Raw genomic sequence first — 17689 nt, 5'->3', positions numbered from 1 at the left:
CGATGCCGCGGATGCCGGGCGCGCATTGGCGCGCTGCGCTGCTGATGCTGGGCAGCGCGTGCTTCTTCGGGCTGATGGCGGTGGCGATCAAGCTGGCATCGGCGTCGCTGCACACCTTCGAGATCGCGTTCTTCCGCAATTTCTTCGGCCTCGTCGCGGCCCTGCCGTTGTTGCTGCGCCACGGGCCGCAGCTGTTGCGGACGACGCAATTCCCCCGCTACATCATCCGTTGCGTCATCGGCGTGGTGTCGATGTTCTGCGGCTTCTGGGCCATCGGCCACCTGCCGCTCGCGCAGGCGATCGCGCTGTCGTATTCCACGCCCCTGTTCGTCACCATCGCGGCGGTGTGGATGCTCGGCGAACAGGTGCGCGCGCGCCGCTGGGCCGCGGTGGTCGTCGGCTTCATCGGCGTGCTGATCATCGTGCGGCCCGGCAGCGCCAACTTCACCCTCGGCACGCTCGTGGCGCTGTCGGCGGCGGTGCTGAGCGGCCTGGCCGCGATCCAGATCAAGCAGCTCTCGCGCGTGGAGCCGGCGGACCGCATCGTGCTGTACACGACGATGCTGTGGGTGCCGCTGTCGTTCCTGCCCGCCCTGTTCGTGTGGGAGTGGCCGCGCGGGATCACCTGGCTGTGGGTGGTGGCCGCGGGCTTCATGGGCACGGGCGGGCACATGCTGTGGACGCGCGCGCTGAAGATCGGCGAGGTGTCCGCGCTCTCGCCCATCAGCTTCATGCAGTTGCCGATCGTCGCGGTCTTCGGCTACTTCCTGTTCGACGAACGCCTGGACAAGTGGACCTTCGTCGGCGCCTCGATCATCTTCGCCGCGAACGTCTACATCTCGCACCGCGAAGCCCAACTCGCAAAGCGCAACGCGACCCAGTCCCCCTCCGAAGCCGCCCAACCGAACGAGTAACGCGCGTCCATCCGGAGACCCCAGCCCCTTTTAGTAAAAGGGGCGCGCGACAGCGGGGGTATTTGGCGGTATGCCGCCAGGGGCCCAAAGTTTGCCGCGCAAACTTTGGGTCGGCGCGCTGAGCGCGCCGACGCGCCACTCCCAAAGAAAAAGGCCGATGCGTTTAAGCATCGGCCTTTTTCTTTGGAGTGGCGCGCCCGGAGAGATTCGAACTCCCGACCACCAAGTTCGTAGCCTGGTGCTCTATCCAGCTGAGCTACGGGCGCAGGAGCGGAATTATGAAGAACGTGTCATCACTTCGTCAACGTGCATTTTGAAAATCCATGCAAGTTTTCGTCGTGACTTGTAACTGGCGGAGACTGAGGGATTCGAACCCTCGATGGAGCTTTTGACCCCATACTCCCTTAGCAGGGGAGCCCCTTCGGCCTCTCGGGCAAGTCTCCGGAGGCACTTCATCGAAGTGCCGGCGAAGGATACAGATTCACTCCGTGCCCGGCAAACCGGATTTGCCGTCGCCCGGCTCTTCGCCGCGCTGGATTCGCTGGTAGATCTCTTCGCGATGCACGGCAACGTCCTTCGGCGCGGTGATGCCGATGCGGACCTGGTTGCCTTTAACGCCCAGGACCGTGACGGTGACCGAGTCGCCGATCATCAGGGTTTCGCCGACTCGCCGAGTCAGGATCAACATGTGGCTCTCCTTCGCCAGCGGCCATCCCGCTGGTCCGTTCCGCCGCGAAATCGCGGCGGGGCACATCCATTGGTGCGCGAAGCTGAACGATCATAGGTCGCAGGGCCGGGGCCAGACAACCGCAGGACGTCATGCCTCAGTTTAGGCGCTGGGCCACCCACTGCGGAACCTCGGCCAGCGCGGCCTGCAATGCGGGGCCATCATCACCGCCGCCCTGCGCGAGATCCGGACGGCCGCCGCCTTTGCCGTTGATGCGACTGGCGACATGCGCAAGCAGTTCCCCGGCCTTGACCTTGCCGACGAGGCCGCCCGTGACACCGGCGACCAGCGCGGCCTTTCCGTCCGACGTGCCGGCCAGCACGATGACCGCTTCGCCGAGCTGCTGTTTCAGCCGGTCGACCGCATCGCGCAACGCCTTCGCATCGAAGCCTTCCAGGCGCGAGGCGAGCACGCGCACGCCGCCCACCTCCACCGCCGCGCCCGCCAGGTCCGACGTGGCGCCGGAGGCAGCCTTCGCCTTCAGCCCTTCGACTTCGCGTTCGAGTTTCTTCTGGCGATCGAGCAGTGCGCGGAGCTTCTCGCCCACGTCCGCGACGTTGCCACCCAGCATCCGTGCTGCTTCGTTCAAGCGACGTTCCTCGTCGGCCACGTAATCCAGCGCGCCCTGCCCGGTCACTGCCTCGATCCGGCGCACACCGGCGGACACGCCGCCTTCGGAGACGATCTTGAACAGGCCGATGTCGCCGGTGCGTGATACGTGCGTGCCGCCGCACAACTCGGTGGACGTATCGCCCATGCGCAGCACGCGCACGCGCTCGCCGTATTTTTCGCCGAACAGCGCCATCGCGCCGAAGTCCAGCGCTTCCTGCATGCCCATGTGCTGCACTTCGGCCGCGTGGTTGCCGCGGACTTCGGCGTTGACCATGCGTTCGATGGTCGCCAGTTCGTCGGCGGTGACCGGCTGGAAGTGCGAGAAATCGAAACGCAGGCGATCCGGCGCGACCAGCGAGCCCTTCTGCGTGACGTGCGTGCCCAGCACCTGGCGCAACGCGGCGTGCAGCAAATGCGTGGCGCTGTGGTTGAGGACGGTGGCGGCGCGGCGCGCGTGGTCGATCGCGCCGACGAGGTGGTCGCCGACCTTCAGCTCGCCGGCCTTCAGCGTGCCGACGTGGCCATGGAACTGGCCCGCGAGCTTCTGCGTGTCGCGCACTTCGAACAGCACGCCCTGCTCGGCGAGCTGGCCGGTGTCGCCGACCTGGCCGCCGCTCTCGGCGTAGAACGGCGTGCGATCCAGGATCACGATCGCTTCTTCGCCGGCGCGCAACGCGTTGACCGGGCGGCCTTCGCGCACGATGGCCTGCACGACGAGGCCGCCGACGTCGACGTGGTCGTAGCCGTCGAATTCGGTGGGCGCCAGTTGCGAAATCAGTTCGCCAGGCAACGACAGCCCGCCGCCGAACTTGCCCGCGGCGCGCGCGCGTTCGCGCTGCTGTTCCATCAGGCGTTCGTAGTCGGCCATCGTCGTTTCGGGCAGCGTCGTGCCCTTCTCGCGCAGGATGTCGGCGATCAGGTCGGGCGGGCAGCCGTAGGTGTCGTGCAGCTGGAAGAGCTGGTCGCCGGTGAGCGTGCCACCGGATTGCTGCAGGTAGGTGTCGAGGCGCTGCATGCCCGCATCGAGCGTCTGCGCGAACGCGGCTTCTTCGGCCTTGAGCGCGCGTTCGACGAGTTCGCGCTTCTGCACGAGCTCCGGATACGCCTCGCCCATCGCTTCGCACAGCGGCAGGACCATGCGCCAGAACGCGCCGCCCGGCTGCAACGCGCCGAGCTTCCAGAAGTGGCGCACCGCGCGGCGGATGATGCGGCGGAGCACGTAGCCGCGGCCTTCGTTCGACGGCAGCACGCCGTCGACGATCAGGAAGCTGCACGCGCGAATGTGGTCGGCGATGACGCGCAGCGACTTGTGTTCGAGGTCGGACGTATCGGTGATCGTCGCCGCGGCGCGGATGAGGTGCTGGAACAGGTCGATCTCGTAGTTGCTGTGCACGTGCTGCAGCACGGCGGCGAGGCGTTCCAGGCCCATGCCGGTGTCGACGCACGGCGCAGGCAACGGCACGAGCGTGCCGTCCGGCTGGCGGTCGAACTGCATGAAGACGTTGTTCCAGATTTCGATGTAGCGATCGCCGTCTTCATCGGGCGACCCCGGCGGGCCGCCGGCGATGTGCGCGCCGTGGTCGTAGAAGATCTCGGTGCACGGGCCGCACGGGCCGGTGTCGGCCATCTGCCAGAAATTGTCCGACGCGAACGGCGCGCCCTTGTTGTCGCCGATGCGGATGATGCGATCGGCCGGCAGGCCGACGATCTTGTGCCAGATGTCGAAGGCTTCGTCGTCGGTGTGGTAGATCGTGACGAGCAGGCGCTCGGGCGGCAGCGCCCACACCTGCGTCAGCAGTTCCCACGCCCATTTGATGGCGTCGTGCTTGAAGTAATCGCCGAAGCTGAAGTTGCCCAGCATCTCGAAGAACGTGTGGTGGCGCGCGGTGTAGCCGACCTGGTCGAGGTCGTTGTGCTTGCCGCCGGCGCGCACGCAGCGCTGCGACGAGGTCGCGCGCACGTAGCTGCGCTTCTCGGCACCGAGGAACACATCCTTGAACTGCACCATGCCCGCGTTGGTGAACAGCAACGTGGGGTCGTTGCCCGGCACGAGCGGGCTCGACGGGACGACGGCATGCCCCTTGGAGCGGAAGAACTCGAGGAAATCGGTGCGGATCTGGTGACTGCTGCGGAGGGGCTGTTGGGGATTCATGCGGCGACCGGAAGGGGAACGCGGGCGCGACGGCGGCCGCGTCGCCGGGGGCGGACGCGGAGCCTGCGCTCCGGGAGGGGCGAAGCGTATCAGCCCGGCCGGAATGCCGTCAGGTCGTGGGTGAAACGCGTGGTTCCGCGATCGGCTGCGATCGGTGCGGCCGCGGGCTCAGTCGTCGGGATCGAAGCGGGTCGCGGCCCGGACGTGGTCGTTGGAAAAACCGCGGCGCAGCAGCCAATCGGCGGCCTTGTAGCGGAGGTCGCGATCGTCGGCGACGGCGGGGCCGAAGCGGCGTTGCACCAGGTCGCGGGCGAGCGAGGGCCAGTCGGCTTCGGCCGATTCCATCGCGGTGGAGACCGCTTCGCGCGGGAGGCCGTGCATGGCCAGTTCGGCGCGGATGCGGACCGGGCCGTAGCCGGTGGCCGCCCGGCTACGGATGAGTTGTTCCGCAAAGCGGCCGTCATCCTGCCAACCGGCCGCCTGCATCTTGTCGACGGCCGCGACGGCGGCATCGACCTCCACGCCGCGCGCGGTGAGCTTGCGCGTCAGCTCGCGGCGGGAGTGTTCGCGCCGGACCAGCAGGCCGAGGGCGCGCTGGGCAGGCGTGGCTTCGGGACGCTTGCGGCGTGCGGGGCGATCGTCGGGTTTGCGCGCGTCGGCGGCCGAGGCCTCCGACGACGCATCCGCGGCTTCGCGTGCATCCGCCTGGTCCCGATCGCCCTCCCCGCTGTGCCATCCCATAGCCAGCGGGGAGGACGTCGGGTCAGTCTTCGATCGCTTCCGGTGCGGCATCGCGCGGCGCATCGATCTGCGGCACGAGCTTGGCGCGCAGTTCCGTTTCCAGGCGCAACGCCATCGCCGGGTTGTCCTTGAGGAACTGGCGCGCGTTCTCCTTGCCCTGCCCGATGCGCTCGTCGTACGCGCTGTACCAGGCGCCGGATTTCTCGACGAGCTTGGCGTTGACGCCCATCTCGATCAGTTCGCCTTCGCGGCTGATGCCTTCGCCGTAGAGGATCTCGGTGATGACCTGCTTGAACGGCGGCGCCATCTTGTTCTTGACGACCTTGATGCGCGTTTCGTTGCCGATGATCTCGTCGCCCTTCTTCACCGAGCCGATGCGGCGGATGTCGAGGCGGATGGAGGCGTAGAACTTGAGTGCGTTGCCGCCCGTGGTGGTTTCCGGGCTCTGGCCCGGCATCATCACGCCGATCTTCATGCGCAGCTGGTTGATGAAGATGACCATGCAGTTGCTGCGCTTGATGTTGCCGGTCAGCTTGCGCAGCGCCTGGCTCATGAGCCGCGCCTGCAGGCCCGGGAGCTGGTCGCCCATTTCGCCTTCGATTTCCGCGCGCGGGGTGAGTGCGGCGACGGAGTCGATGACCACCATGTCGACGGCGGCCGAGCGCACGAGCATGTCGGCGATCTCGAGTGCCTGTTCGCCGGTGTCGGGCTGCGAGACCAGCAGGTCTTCGATGTTGACGCCCAGCTTCTGCGCGTAGCCCGGATCGAGCGCGTGCTCGGCGTCGATGAACGCCGCGGTGCCGCCCGCCTTCTGGCACTGCGCGATGGTCTGCAGCGTGAGCGTGGTCTTGCCGGAGGACTCGGGACCGTAGATCTCGACCACGCGCCCCTTGGGCAGGCCGCCGATGCCGAGCGCGATGTCGAGCATCAGCGAACCGGTGCCGATGACCTCCGCCGCTTCCACGGGCTTGTCGCCCATGCGCATCACCGAGCCCTTGCCGAACTGCTTCTCGATCTGCCCGAGGGCGGCGGAAAGGGCGCGCTTCTTGTTCTCGTCCATCGTCGTGTCCTTGGCTCTATTTGGATTTGGGTTCGAATCCGGGCGAGGCATCGTCTTGGAAACCGCCGCCCCGTCGTCTGGGGAGGAAGCTACTCGGGACTTGTCGCGTGGGCTGAGACGTGAGCGCATGGGGAAGATTTTTTCTCATCGGGGAGGGAGTTGGACATCGGGCAACGCCGCGCCCGCGTGTCGGAAAGCACCGACCCAGGAGAAGTGCGCTCGTACATCGAATTCATCGGTTGGGCCGCACCAGGCCGCAATACAGCCCTTCGATCGCGAAGTCCTGGCCGGGCTGCACGTCGATCGGTGCGTAATCGGGATTGCGGGGCAGCAGGCGGATGCGGTCGGCGGACATCTTCAGCAGCTTCACCGTGATCGCGTCATCCACGCGCGCCACGACAATCTGCCCGGAACGCGCGTCGCGCGTGCGGTGCACGCCGATCAGGTCGCCGTCGAAGATGCCTTCGTCGATCATCGAATCGCCCTTGACCTTCAGCAGGTAATCCGGCGCCGGCGAGAAGAACACGCGATCCAGCAGCACGTAGCTGTCGCCGCTGATGTCCGCGCCGATCGGCACGCCCGCCGCGACGCGGCCCAGCACCGGCAGGCGCAGCGCGTCGTCGTTGGCAGCCATGGGGGCGGCGTCGCCGGCCGGATGCACGATGCGGATGCCCCGCGCCTTGCCCGGCAGGCGCTGGATGGCGCCGGCGGTTTCCATCGCCTCGAGGTGGTACTGCGCCGCCCGCACGCCCTTGAAGCCGAAGGCGTGGGCGATTTCCGTCTGGGACGGCGGGACCCCGTCGCGCGCGATCCGCTCGGCGATGAGGGCGAGGATGGCTTGCTGGGTTTCGGTCAGGTCCATGTGAGTAGTAATACTACTCACGCCCCGGAGCCGTCAACACCTCAGTCGAGCAAGGCGCCCAGTCCCCGCAGGGCGGCGTCCACGGTCTGCCGGCGCACGGCCTCGCGGTCGCCGTCGAACTGGAACACCTCGGCCTTCGGATAGCCCCCGCGCCGCTTCCAGGCGATCCAGACCGTGCCCACCGGCTTGTCGGCCGTGCCACCGCCCGGCCCGGCGATGCCGGTCACGGCCACCGCGAGCGACGCGCCCGAATGCACCAGCGCCCCGGCCACCATCTCCAGCGCGGTCTCGCGGCTGACGGCGCCGTGGCGTTCCAGCGTCTCCGGGCGCACGCCCAGCAACGCCTGCTTCGCTTCGTAGCTGTAGGCGGCCAGGCCGCAGTCGAACCAGTCGGACGACCCCGCCACGTCCGTCACCGCCTTCGCGATCCAGCCGCCGGTGCAACTCTCGGCGGTGACCAGCATGTGGTGCGACGCGCGCAGGCGTTCGCCGAGTTGCGCGGACAACGCCTGCAGGGCGGGATCGTCGGGAACGGCGGCAACGGTCATGCGAACGCTCGGGGGAAGACAAGCGCGCGTTGTAACGCAAATCGACGCTGCGCGCGCAGGCCGTGCGTCATTGGCCGAGGACGTGGCGCGCCATGCCGTCGGCCAGTTCCGCTTCGCCGAGGAACACGCGCCCGACGTGTTCCTGCGTCAGCAGCGCGGCTTCTTCCTCGTTGTGGCTGCGCACGACGATGTCGATGCCGGGATTGAGCGTGCGCGCGGTCTCCACCATCTGCCGCACGCTGAAGGTGTCGGGGATCGCAACGATCAACCAGCGCGCCCGCGCGATGTGCGCCTGCACCAGCACGCCCGGTTCGGCCGCATCACCCGACACCGCGGCCGCGCCCTGTTCGCGCAAGGCTTCGACGCGCTCGCGGTGCTGCTCGACCACCACCACCGGCACGTCGCGCGCCGAAAGTTGCGCCGCGATCCGCCGCCCCACCCGCCCGTAGCCGACGAGCACCGCGTGGCCGGCGAGGAATTTCGGATCGGTCGACATCGGCAGCGCGGCCATCGGATCGACGGGCTGCTCCAGTTGCCGCGCCAGCGCCGATCGCGCGCGGATCCATCGCTGCAGCGGTTCGATCGCGCCGAACAACAGCGGATTGATCGCGATCGAAATGAGCGCGCCCGCGAGCACCAGGCTGTTGCCTTCCGCAGGCAGCAGGCCCAGCGACATGCCCAGCCCCGCGAGGATGAAAGAGAACTCGCCGATCTGCGCCAGGCTCGCCGACACCGTGAGCGCCGTGTTCAACGGATAGCGCAACAGCAGCACCAGCAACGCGGCGGCCAGCGTCTTGCCGAGCACGATGATCGCCACGACCAAGAGCACGCGCAGCGGCTCGTGCACCAGCACCATCGGATCGAACAACATGCCGACCGACACGAAGAACAACACCGCGAACGCATCGCGCAGCGGCAACGATTCGCTGGCCGCGCGGTGCGCGAATTCCGATTCGCGCAACACCATGCCCGCGAAGAACGCACCCAGCGCGAACGACACATCGAACAGTTCGCCCGCCCCGTACGCGATGCCCACCGCGCACGCGACCACCGCCAGCGTGAACAATTCGCGCGACCCCGTCTGCGCCACCCACCACAGCAGCCGCGGCAGGAACTTGCGCCCCGCGATCAGCATCACCGCGAGGAACGCGCCCACTTTCAGCAACGTCGTGCCCAGCGCGAGCCAGAGGTTGCCCGTCTCCGGCGCATTCGTGCCGCCCAGCGCGCCGGCCATCGGCGGCAGCAGCACGAGCACCAGCACCATCGCCAGGTCCTCCACCACCAGCCAGCCCACGGCGATGCGCCCGTTCATCGATTCCAGCAGGCCGCGCGACTCCATCGCGCGCAGCAGCACCACCGTGCTCGCCACCGACAACGCCAGGCCGAACACCAGCGCCGCGCCCCACGACCAGCCCCACCAGTGCGCGACCAGCGCCCCCAGCCCCGTCGCCGCCGCGATCTGCAGCACCGCGCCGGGCAGCGCGACCTTGCGGACTTCCATCAGGTCGTCGAGCGAGAAATGCAGCCCCACCCCGAACATCAGCAGCATCACGCCGATTTCGGCGAGCTCCGCGGCCAGGGCCGTGTCGGCCACGAAGCCCGGCGTGAACGGCCCGATCAGCACGCCCGCCAGCAGGTAGCCCACCAGCGCCGGCAGCCGCAGCCGTGCCGCGATGAACCCGAGGATCAGCGCCGCCCCGAAGGCGGTCGCGAGCGTGGAAATCAGAGCTACGCCGTGGGGCATCGTCACCTCGGGATTGCGGAAGGCTCCATCCTACCTGCCCGCCCGCGTCGTCCCGTGCTTCGAAGCGCGCCGCAATCGCGACATACTGTCGCCCGCGGTGCGCCGCACTCCGGAGCCATGTCGTTGAAAGAGAAGGAAGCGGCCGCCAGCGCGCGCGCCCAGGCCGAACACACGCCCCTCATGCGCCAGTTCTTCGCCGCGAAGGCGGAGCACCCGGACGTCCTGCTGTTCTTCCGGATGGGCGACTTCTACGAGTTGTTCTTCGACGACGCGCGCAAGGCCGCGCGCCTGCTCGACATCACGCTCACCCAACGCGGCAGTTCCGCAGGCCAGCCCATCCCGATGGCGGGCGTGCCGGTGCATGCGTGCGAGGGGTATCTGGCGCGCCTCGTCGCGCTGGGCGAATCGGTGGCGATCTGCGAACAGATCGGGGATCCCGCGACGTCCAAGGGCATCGTCGACCGCAAGGTCGTGCGCGTGGTCACCCCGGGCACGGTCACCGACGAAGCGCTGCTGAGCGAACGCCGCGACACGCTGCTGCTTGCGCTCTCGCGCGACAAGCGCGGCTACGGCCTGGCGTGGATGGACCTGGCGAGCGGCCGGTTCCTCGTCAACGAAGTGGATAGCGACGACGCCCTCGAAGCCGAACTCGCGCGCCTGGAGCCGGCCGAAACCCTGGTGCCCGACGACGGCACGTGGCCGCCCACGGTCCTCGAACGCACCGGCGCGCGCCGTCGCCCGCCGTGGTTGTTCGACGCCGACACCGGCCGTCGCCAGTTGCTGCAATTCTTCGCGCTGCACGACCTCACCGGCTTCGGCATCGAAGACCGTCCGCGCGCGATCGCGGCCGCCGGCGCCCTCCTCGGCTACGTCGAGGAAACGCAGAAGCAGCGCCTGCCGCACATCGGCGCGATCGCGATCGAAGCCAGCGACGGTGCGATCGCGATGAACGCCGCCACGCGCCGGCACCTGGAACTCGACACGCGCGTCGACGGCGACACGCGCACCACCCTGCTCGGCGTCATCGATACGACGATCACGCCGATGGGCGGGCGGCTGCTGCGCCGCTGGCTGCATCGCCCGTTGCGCGACCGGCGCATCGTCGGCGAACGCCACCACGCCGTCGCCACGCTCGCCGACGCTCGCGCTGAATCCACGTTGCGCGAGAGCTTCCGCGCGCTCGGCGACCTCGAACGCATCCTCACCCGCATCGCGTTGCGCAGCGCGCGCCCGCGCGACCTGTCGACGCTGCGCGACGGCCTGGCGTTGCTGCCCGGCGTGCGCGCCCTGCTCGCGCCGCTGGATTCGCCCCGCCTGCAGGCGCTCGCCGCCGAACTCGGCGAACACGCGGCCAACGCGCATCTCCTCGCGACTGCGCTCGTGCCGCAGCCGCCGGTGCTGGCGCGCGATGGCGGCGTGTTCGCGGACGACTACGACGCCGACCTCGCCGAACTGCGTCGCCTGTCGACGAACGCGGACCAGTTCCTCGTCGACCTGGAAGCGCGCGAACGCGCCGCCACCGGCATCGCGACGCTGAAGGTCGGCTACAACCGCGTGCACGGCTACTTCATCGAGATCAGCAAGGGCCAGTCGGTGCGCGCGCCCACGCATTACACGCGCCGCCAGACGCTCACCGGCGCCGAGCGTTACATCACCGAGGAACTCAAGCAGTTCGAGGACAAGGTGCTGTCCGCGCGCGAGCGTTCGCTGGCGCGCGAGAAGCTGCTGTACGACGGCCTGCTCGACACGCTCAACCGCGACCTCGATGCGTTGAAGCGCTGCGCCGGCGCGTTGTCGGAACTCGACGTGCTCGCCTGCTTCGCCGAACGCGCGCAGGCGCTGGACTGGGCGCGCCCGGAATTGCGCGACGCACCCGGCATCCACGTCGAGCGCGGCCGGCACCCGGTGGTGGAAGCCGTGCGCGACGAACCGTTCGAACCCAACGACCTGGTGTTCGACGAGCACGTGCGCATGCGCGTGATCACCGGCCCGAACATGGGCGGCAAGTCGACGTACATGCGCCAGAACGCGCTGATCGTTTTGCTCGCGCACATCGGCAGCTTCGTGCCCGCCGCACGCGCGGTGATCGGCCCGATCGACCGCATCCTCACGCGCATCGGCGCCGGCGACGATCTCGCGCGCGGGCAGTCGACCTTCATGGTCGAGATGGCGGAGACGAGCTACATCCTCCACCACGCCACGGCGGAGTCGCTGGTGTTGATGGACGAAATCGGCCGCGGCACGTCCACGTACGATGGCCTGGCGCTCGCCGATGCGTGCGCGCGGCATCTTGCCGCGGTCAATCGCAGCTACACGCTGTTCGCGACGCATTACTTCGAACTCACCGCGCTGGCCGAACCCGGCAGCGGCATCGCGAACGTACACCTCGACGCGGTGGAGCACGGCGATGCGCTGGTGTTCATGCACGCGGTGAAGGACGGGCCGGCGAATCGCAGCTTCGGCTTGCAGGTGGCCGCGTTGGCGGGCCTGCCGAAGGCCGTCGTGCGCCAGGCGCGCGGGCGCCTCGCGGAACTCGAACAGCAAGGCCGCGATGCACCTGTGATGCCGATGACGGTGGACGCGCTGGAGTCGCCGCAGCAGTTCGGTTTGTTCGCACCGTCGTCGGCGGCGATCGAAGCGCTGGCCGCGATCGAACCGGACGAACTCACGCCACGCCAGGCGCTGGAAGCGCTGTACCGCCTGAAGGGATTGCTCTAGAGCGCGTCGATGTCGCCGAGCGCGCGGATCAAGCGACGCGCGCGTTTGTCGGGCTTGCCTTCGGGCGCGCGGTAACCGGCGCGTTCCGCGGCGCGCGTGGCGCGCTCGGATTCGCGCCGTGCACGCGAAGCTTCGGATTCGACGAACAACGTTTGCGCGATCGACGCCGGCCCGCGCTTGTCCGCCAACCCGCGCACTTCCACTTCGAAACGTTCCTCGCCGCGCAGCACGACCAGCGCATCGCCGACGTGCACTTGTCGCGACGCTTTCGCGCGCTGGCCGGCGACGTCCACTTTCCCGTGCTCGATCGCCTGCTTGGCCAGGCTGCGCGTCTTGTAGAAGCGCGCTGCCCACAGCCAGAGATCGATGCGGACGCCGGCGGGCGGCGCGGGCGCGACGGGCGGGGATTGCGTCATGGGCGAAGTATCGACCTGGTGTTGTCGCTGAAACGCAAACGACCGCCACTTGGGCGGTCGTCTGGTGGCGCGCCTTGCGGCGCGCGATGCAACGAGGATTACTGCTGCGCGGCAGCGGCGGCGGCCGCAGCGGCCTTCGCCTTGGCGTTGCCCGCCAGGTCTTCCTTGATGCGCGCGGCCTTGCCTTCCAGGCCACGGAGGTAATACAGCTTGCCCGCACGCACGTCGCCGCGGCGCTTCACTTCGACCGAGTCGATGACGGCGCTGTGGGTCTGGAACACGCGCTCGACGCCGTAGCCGTGCGAGATCTTGCGCACGGTGAACGCGGAGTTGAGGCCGGCGTTCTTCTTGCCGATGACCACGCCTTCATAGGCCTGGATGCGTTCGCGGTTGCCTTCCTTCACCTTGACGTTGACCACGACGGTGTCGCCGGGGCCGAAGTCGGGAAGCTGGCGCGTGATCTGGTCGGCTTCGAAGTTCTGAAGCAGGGTGTTGAGCGAGGGCTTGTTCATGGTGACGGCCTGTAGATGAAGTGCGTCGGCGCCCTCACGGCGGCGACGGGTTGACGCGAAGCCGCGCATTCTAGCGGGCCTTCGCGGGAATTGGCTAGCTTTTCTTTGAACCTGAGGGGCTTACGCGGGTCAGGCGTCTCCGTCCGGTTCGTCCAGGGCCCGGAGGTAGCGGCTGCGGAAGGCCTCGAGCAGGGCTCGGTCGGCCTTGCCCAGCGCCGCTTCGTCCAGCAGGTCCGGCCGGCGCAGCCAGGTGCGGCCCAGCGATTCCATCCGGCGCCAGCGCGCGATTTGCGCGTGGTTGCCCGACAGCAGGACCTCGGGCACCTGGCCCAGCGGGTGTTCCAGCGGCCGGGTGTAGTGCGGGCAATCCAGCAGGCCGTCGGACTCGAAGCTGTCCTGGGCCGCGGATTCGGCGTCGTTCAGCGCGCCCTCCTGCAGGCGGGCCACGGCGTCGACCAGCACCGCCGCGGCGAGTTCGCCGCCGGACAGCACGTAATCGCCGATCGACAGTTCCTCGTCGACCTCGGCTTCGATCAGGCGCTCGTCGACGCCTTCGTAGCGGCCGCACAGCAGGACCAGGCGCGGATGCGCGGCCAGCTCCCTGACCTTGGCCTGCGTCAGGCGCGTGCCCTGCGGCGTGAGGTACACGACGCGGGCGTCGGCGGGATCGGCGGCGCGCGCGGCGTTGAGCGCGTCGCGCAACGGATCGATCAGCATCACCATGCCGGGGCCGCCGCCGAAGGGGCGGTCGTCGACGCGGCGGTAATTGCCGGTGGCGTAGTCGCGCGGATTCCAGCCGTGCAGCGAGAGTAGCGCGCGTTCCTGCGCCCGCCCCACCACGCCGAACGCGGCGCATTGCGCGACGAACTCCGGGAAGAGGCTGACGATGTCGATGCGCATCGTCAGAAGTCCGCGTCCCAGTCGACGGTCACCACGCCGGCGTCGAAATCGACGGAACGGATGTAGTCGGGTGCGACGAAGGGAATCATGCGTTCGCGATCGCCGAGCGCGACGAGCACGTCGTTGGCGCCGGTGGCGAACAGGTGCGAGACGCGCCCGAAATCCACGCCTTCGACGTTCACCACGCGCAGGCCTTCCAGGTCGACCCAGTAGTACTCGCCGGGTGCCGGCGGCGGCAGCGCGGAACGCGGCACGTACAGCTCGGTGCCTTTCGTGGCGTCCGCCGCATCGCGGTCTTCGATGCCGGGCACGTGCACGACGAGGCCCTTCGGACTCGAACGCCCACGCACGCCCGCGAGCGTGCGTTCGCGGCCCTGCGCATCGCGCAGCAGCCACGGTTGGTATTTGAGGATGCGATCGGCGGGCTCGGTGAAACTCTCGAGTTTCACTTCACCCTTGACGCCGAAGGCGCCATGAAAACGCCCCACCAGAATCGTCTTCTGCGGGGCGTCGTCGGTGTTGCTCATGCGGTCATCGCGCCAGGCGCGAGCGCAAATATCAGGCGGCCGGCGCGGCGGCCTTGCCGGCCTGCTTGGCGAGATCGGCGACCTTGTCCGTCATCTGCGCACCCTGGCCGACCCAGTGGTTCAGGCGGTCCATGTTGAGCTCGACGCGCTTCTCGGCACCGGAGGCGATCGGGTTGTAGAAACCCAGGCGCTCGATGTTGCGGCCGTCGCGCGCGCTGCGGCTGTCGGTGACGATGATGTGGTAGAAGGGGCGCTTCTTCGCGCCACCGCGGGTAAGGCGGATCTTGACCATGGTGCGGGGTTTCCTGTGTTGCCCAGTCGGCGGACGTGCCGAGGTAAGCCGGCGATTCTAAGCCAATCCCCCGGCCCGGGGGAACCCGCGGGAGCGCCCGGCCCCATCGATCCACCCGAAATCCGCCCGGAACGCGCCCAAAACCGGGGCGCCAGGGCCCCGCCTGGCCGTCGCCCTCAGCGGAACGGCATGCCGCCGCGCCCGCCCATCATCCCCTTCATGCCCCGCATCAGGCCCTTCATGCCGCCTGCGCCGAGCTTGCCCATCATCTTTTCCATCTGCTGGAACTGCTTGAGCATCTTGTTGACGTCGGCCGGCGTGGTGCCGGAGCCGCGCGCGATGCGCGCACGGCGCGAGCCGTTGAGCAGGTGCGGGTTGCGGCGCTCCTTCGGCGTCATCGACCCGATGATCGCGATCATGCGCGGCACTTCCTTGCCCGTGACCTGCTGCTTGAGGTGCTCGGGCACCTGGCCGATGCCGGGCAGCTTGTCCATCAGGCCGCTCAGGCCGCCCATGTTCTGCATCTGCTCGAGCTGGTCGCGCATGTCTTCGAGGTTGAAGCGCTTGCCCTTGGCGACCTTCTCGGCCAGCTTCGCCGCCTTGTCCTTGTCGACCTGCTGTTCCACCTGCTCGACGAGCGACAACACGTCGCCCATGTCGAGGATGCGGCTGGCGATGCGGTCGGGATGGAAGACGTCGAGGCCATCGGGCTTCTCGCCCGTGCCGATGAACTTGATCGGCTTGCCCGTGATGTAGCGCACCGACAACGCGGCGCCGCCGCGCGCATCGCCGTCGGTCTTGGTGAGCACCACGCCCGTGAGCGGCAGCGCTTCGCCGAAATGCTTCGCGGTGACCGCGGCGTCCTGGCCCGTCATCGCATCGACGACGAACAGCGTTTCGACCGGCGCGACGGCGGCATGCAGCGCCTGGATCTCGCGCATCATCGCTTCGTCGATGCTCGTGCGGCCCGCGGTGTCGACGATCAGCACGTCGACGTAGGACTTGCGCGCGTCCTCGATGGCGGCGCGCACGATCGCTTCGGGTTTCTGCGATGCATCCGACGGGAAGAACAGCACGTCGACCTGCTGCGCGAGCGTCTTCAGCTGTTCGATCGCGGCGGGACGATAGACGTCGGCTGACACCACCATCACTTTCTTCTTTCGGCGTTCCTTCAGGTGCTTGGCGAGCTTGGCCACCGTGGTGGTCTTGCCCGCGCCCTGCAGGCCCGCCATCAGCACCACGGCCGGGGCCGGGACATTGAGGTTGAGGTCGGTGGCGGCCGCGCCCATCAGCGTGGTGAGCTCGTCGCGCACCACCTTGATCAGCGCCTGGCCAGGCGTCAGCGACTTCAGCACTTCCTGGCCGACGGCGCGCACCTTGATGCGTTCGATCAGCGCCTGCACCACCGGCAGCGCGACGTCCGCTTCGAGCAGCGCGATGCGCACTTCGCGCAGCGATTCGCGGATGTTCTCTTCGGTCAGGCGACCGCGGCCGCGCAGGCGCTCGATGGTGCCGGACAGGCGCTGGGTCAGGGATTCGAACATGGGGGATGCACGGCTGCGGAAAACGGCCGCGCAGTATACCGCCGCGCCCTCCACCCCCTTCCCGCCTGAACGCGGCATGCGACACTCCGCCGCATGACGCTCGCGCTCCTCGCCGCCCTCGCCTACGTCCTGTCCGCCGGCCTGCTGGCCCGCGGCGTCGCCGCCGATCGCGCGACGCGCGGCTACGCGTGGGTGCTGCCAGCGCTCATCGCACTGGTGCTGCACGTGGCGGTGCACGTGACCACCTGGCGCACCGCGGGCTCGCTGGACCTGCACTTCTTCTCCGCGCTGTCGCTGGTCGGCCTGGGCATGGCGATCCTGACCACGCTGTACGGCGCGACGGGCCGCATGGCGGCGCTCGGCGTCATCGTGTTCCCGCTCGCGGCGGCCGCGCTGGTGGGGTACGCGGCCTATGGCCACGTGCACACCGACACGCTGGACTGGCGCCTGCAACTGCACGCGTGGTGCGCGTTGCTGGCGTACGCGACGCTCGGGATCGCCGCGGTCCTCGCCTTGCTGCTCTGGGCGCAGGAACGCGCGTTGCGTCGCCGCGAATTCCACGGCTGGCTGCGCGCGCTGCCGCCGCTGACGGAACTGGAATCGCTGCTGTTCCGCACCATCGCGGTGGGCTTCGTGCTGCTCACCGCCACGCTGCTGACCGGCGTGCTGTTCGTCGAGAACCTCCTCGCCCAGCACCTGGTGCACAAGACGGTGCTGAGCGTCCTGTCGTGGCTCGCCTTCGGCGCGCTGCTGCTGGGCCGCTGGCGGCGCGGCTGGCGCGGCGCCACCGCGGTGCGCTGGACGCTCGCGGCCATGGCCCTGCTGATGCTGGCCTTCTTCGGCAGCCAGTTCGTCCTCGAAATGGTCCTCAAGCGGGTCTGACGACCCGCCCCGGCCCCGCTGGGCCGGCTTGTTCCACTGCCGGGACAATAATTGCATTGACAACTATTGCGGGCGCATGGATCATGCCGCCCCATGAACACCGCCCCCTGCAACGGTTCCAGCCTCGGCCTGCTCTTCCGCCAGGTCCGCGACGCCATGTGGGCCCGCATGGAACGCGAGCTCGCCACCACCGGCCACGAGCTCAACTTCAGCCAGTTCATCACCATCAAGTACCTGGCCAACGGGACGGCCGGCGTCGGTGAACTCGCCCGCGCCGCCTACCTGCACCCCGGCGCCATGACCCGCCTGCTCGACAAGCTGGAGGCCCGCGGGATCCTCACCCGAGTCGCCGACCCCGCCGACCGCCGCGCGCTCCACATCCACCTCACCCCCACGGGCGAGGCGATCTGGAAGGACATCAACGAGTGCGCGCAGCGCGTGCATTCGCAGGCGACCGCAGGCCTGGACGAATCGCAACAGGACGAACTCCGCCGCCTGCTCGAGCAGGTCCGCGACAACCTTTCGAACGGAAGCTGAC

Annotated in this window: 17 protein-coding genes and 2 tRNA genes; 4 read left to right on the top strand and 15 right to left on the bottom strand. The window is 68.6% G+C overall.

Annotation, left to right across the window (positions count from 1 at the left end; genetic code table 11):
• The first annotated feature begins 2 nt into the window (after positions 1–2).
• Positions 3–914, top strand: a complete 912-nt coding sequence (locus LYSCAS_RS12050) for a DMT family transporter (protein ID WP_407075187.1) — start codon at positions 3–5, stop codon at positions 912–914.
• Between the two features lie 189 nt (positions 915–1103).
• Here LYSCAS_RS12050 and LYSCAS_RS12045 read toward each other — a convergent pair.
• The 9 genes from LYSCAS_RS12045 to ybaL all read right to left on the bottom strand — a co-directional run bounded on the left by LYSCAS_RS12045 (position 1104) and on the right by ybaL (position 9360).
• Positions 1104–1180, bottom strand: a tRNA-Arg gene (locus LYSCAS_RS12045).
• A gap of 84 nt (positions 1181–1264) precedes the next feature.
• Positions 1265–1357: transfer RNA gene (locus LYSCAS_RS12040), tRNA-Ser, on the bottom strand.
• 38 nt (positions 1358–1395) lie between these two features.
• On the bottom strand, positions 1396–1602 hold the full coding sequence (csrA, locus tag LYSCAS_RS12035) for a carbon storage regulator CsrA (RefSeq protein WP_213434274.1): 207 nt from the start codon (positions 1600–1602) through the stop codon (positions 1396–1398).
• 136 nt (positions 1603–1738) lie between these two features.
• Positions 1739–4405, bottom strand: a complete 2667-nt coding sequence (gene alaS / locus LYSCAS_RS12030) for an alanine--tRNA ligase (protein ID WP_213434273.1) — start codon at positions 4403–4405, stop codon at positions 1739–1741.
• A 168-nt stretch (positions 4406–4573) separates the two neighbouring features.
• A complete protein-coding gene (locus tag LYSCAS_RS12025) occupies positions 4574–5146 on the bottom strand; it encodes a regulatory protein RecX (RefSeq protein WP_213434272.1) in 573 nt (190 codons plus the stop codon).
• A gap of 22 nt (positions 5147–5168) precedes the next feature.
• Positions 5169–6206, bottom strand: a complete 1038-nt coding sequence (gene recA / locus LYSCAS_RS12020; RefSeq protein WP_213434271.1) for a recombinase RecA — start codon at positions 6204–6206, stop codon at positions 5169–5171.
• A gap of 232 nt (positions 6207–6438) precedes the next feature.
• Positions 6439–7068, bottom strand: coding sequence for a transcriptional repressor LexA (gene lexA / locus LYSCAS_RS12015; protein WP_213434270.1), 630 nt, complete (start codon positions 7066–7068; stop codon positions 6439–6441).
• Positions 7069–7109: 41 nt separating this feature from the next.
• A complete protein-coding gene (locus LYSCAS_RS12010; protein ID WP_213434269.1) occupies positions 7110–7616 on the bottom strand; it encodes a CinA family protein in 507 nt (168 codons plus the stop codon).
• A 67-nt stretch (positions 7617–7683) separates the two neighbouring features.
• Positions 7684–9360 carry a YbaL family putative K(+) efflux transporter gene (gene ybaL / locus LYSCAS_RS12005; protein ID WP_213437814.1) on the bottom strand — a complete coding sequence of 559 codons (1677 nt, stop codon included), beginning with the start codon at positions 9358–9360 and terminating at the stop codon, positions 7684–7686.
• 117 nt (positions 9361–9477) lie between these two features.
• Here ybaL and mutS point away from each other — a divergent pair, with 117 nt between their 5' ends.
• A complete protein-coding gene (gene mutS / locus LYSCAS_RS12000; protein WP_213434268.1) occupies positions 9478–12078 on the top strand; it encodes a DNA mismatch repair protein MutS in 2601 nt (866 codons plus the stop codon).
• Here the strand turns inward: mutS and LYSCAS_RS11995 are convergent.
• The 6 genes from LYSCAS_RS11995 to ffh all read right to left on the bottom strand — a co-directional run bounded on the left by LYSCAS_RS11995 (position 12075) and on the right by ffh (position 16269).
• A complete protein-coding gene (locus LYSCAS_RS11995; RefSeq protein WP_213434267.1) occupies positions 12075–12494 on the bottom strand; it encodes an RNA-binding S4 domain-containing protein in 420 nt (139 codons plus the stop codon). The genes mutS and LYSCAS_RS11995 overlap by 4 nt on opposite strands.
• A gap of 98 nt (positions 12495–12592) precedes the next feature.
• Positions 12593–13006, bottom strand: a complete 414-nt coding sequence (rplS, locus tag LYSCAS_RS11990) for a 50S ribosomal protein L19 (RefSeq protein ID WP_213434266.1) — start codon at positions 13004–13006, stop codon at positions 12593–12595.
• A 129-nt stretch (positions 13007–13135) separates the two neighbouring features.
• Positions 13136–13906 (bottom strand): tRNA (guanosine(37)-N1)-methyltransferase TrmD, encoded by a 771-nt coding sequence (trmD, locus tag LYSCAS_RS11985; RefSeq protein WP_213434265.1) that lies wholly within the window; start codon positions 13904–13906, stop codon positions 13136–13138.
• A 2-nt stretch (positions 13907–13908) separates the two neighbouring features.
• Complete coding sequence (rimM, locus tag LYSCAS_RS11980) at positions 13909–14433, bottom strand: ribosome maturation factor RimM (RefSeq protein WP_213434264.1); 525 nt, start codon at positions 14431–14433, stop codon at positions 13909–13911.
• Positions 14434–14464: 31 nt separating this feature from the next.
• The gene (gene rpsP / locus LYSCAS_RS11975; protein WP_213434263.1) at positions 14465–14725 is read right to left on the bottom strand and encodes a 30S ribosomal protein S16; all 261 of its coding nucleotides are present in this window, start codon (positions 14723–14725) and stop codon (positions 14465–14467) included.
• A 176-nt stretch (positions 14726–14901) separates the two neighbouring features.
• Positions 14902–16269 carry a signal recognition particle protein gene (ffh, locus tag LYSCAS_RS11970; RefSeq protein ID WP_213434262.1) on the bottom strand — a complete coding sequence of 456 codons (1368 nt, stop codon included), beginning with the start codon at positions 16267–16269 and terminating at the stop codon, positions 14902–14904.
• 93 nt (positions 16270–16362) lie between these two features.
• Between ffh and LYSCAS_RS11965 the strand changes: the two genes are divergently transcribed.
• Positions 16363–17151, top strand: a complete 789-nt coding sequence (locus tag LYSCAS_RS11965; protein ID WP_213434261.1) for a cytochrome C assembly family protein — start codon at positions 16363–16365, stop codon at positions 17149–17151.
• A gap of 93 nt (positions 17152–17244) precedes the next feature.
• Positions 17245–17688, top strand: coding sequence for a MarR family winged helix-turn-helix transcriptional regulator (locus tag LYSCAS_RS11960; protein ID WP_213434260.1), 444 nt, complete (start codon positions 17245–17247; stop codon positions 17686–17688).
• The last annotated feature ends 1 nt before the right edge of the window (position 17689 follow it).

Origin of the sequence: Noviluteimonas caseinilytica, assembly GCF_018406605.1 — a bacterium.
Taxonomy (GTDB): domain Bacteria; phylum Pseudomonadota; class Gammaproteobacteria; order Xanthomonadales; family Xanthomonadaceae; genus Noviluteimonas; species Noviluteimonas caseinilytica.
This window is presented reverse-complemented; position numbering and strand designations above follow the sequence as displayed.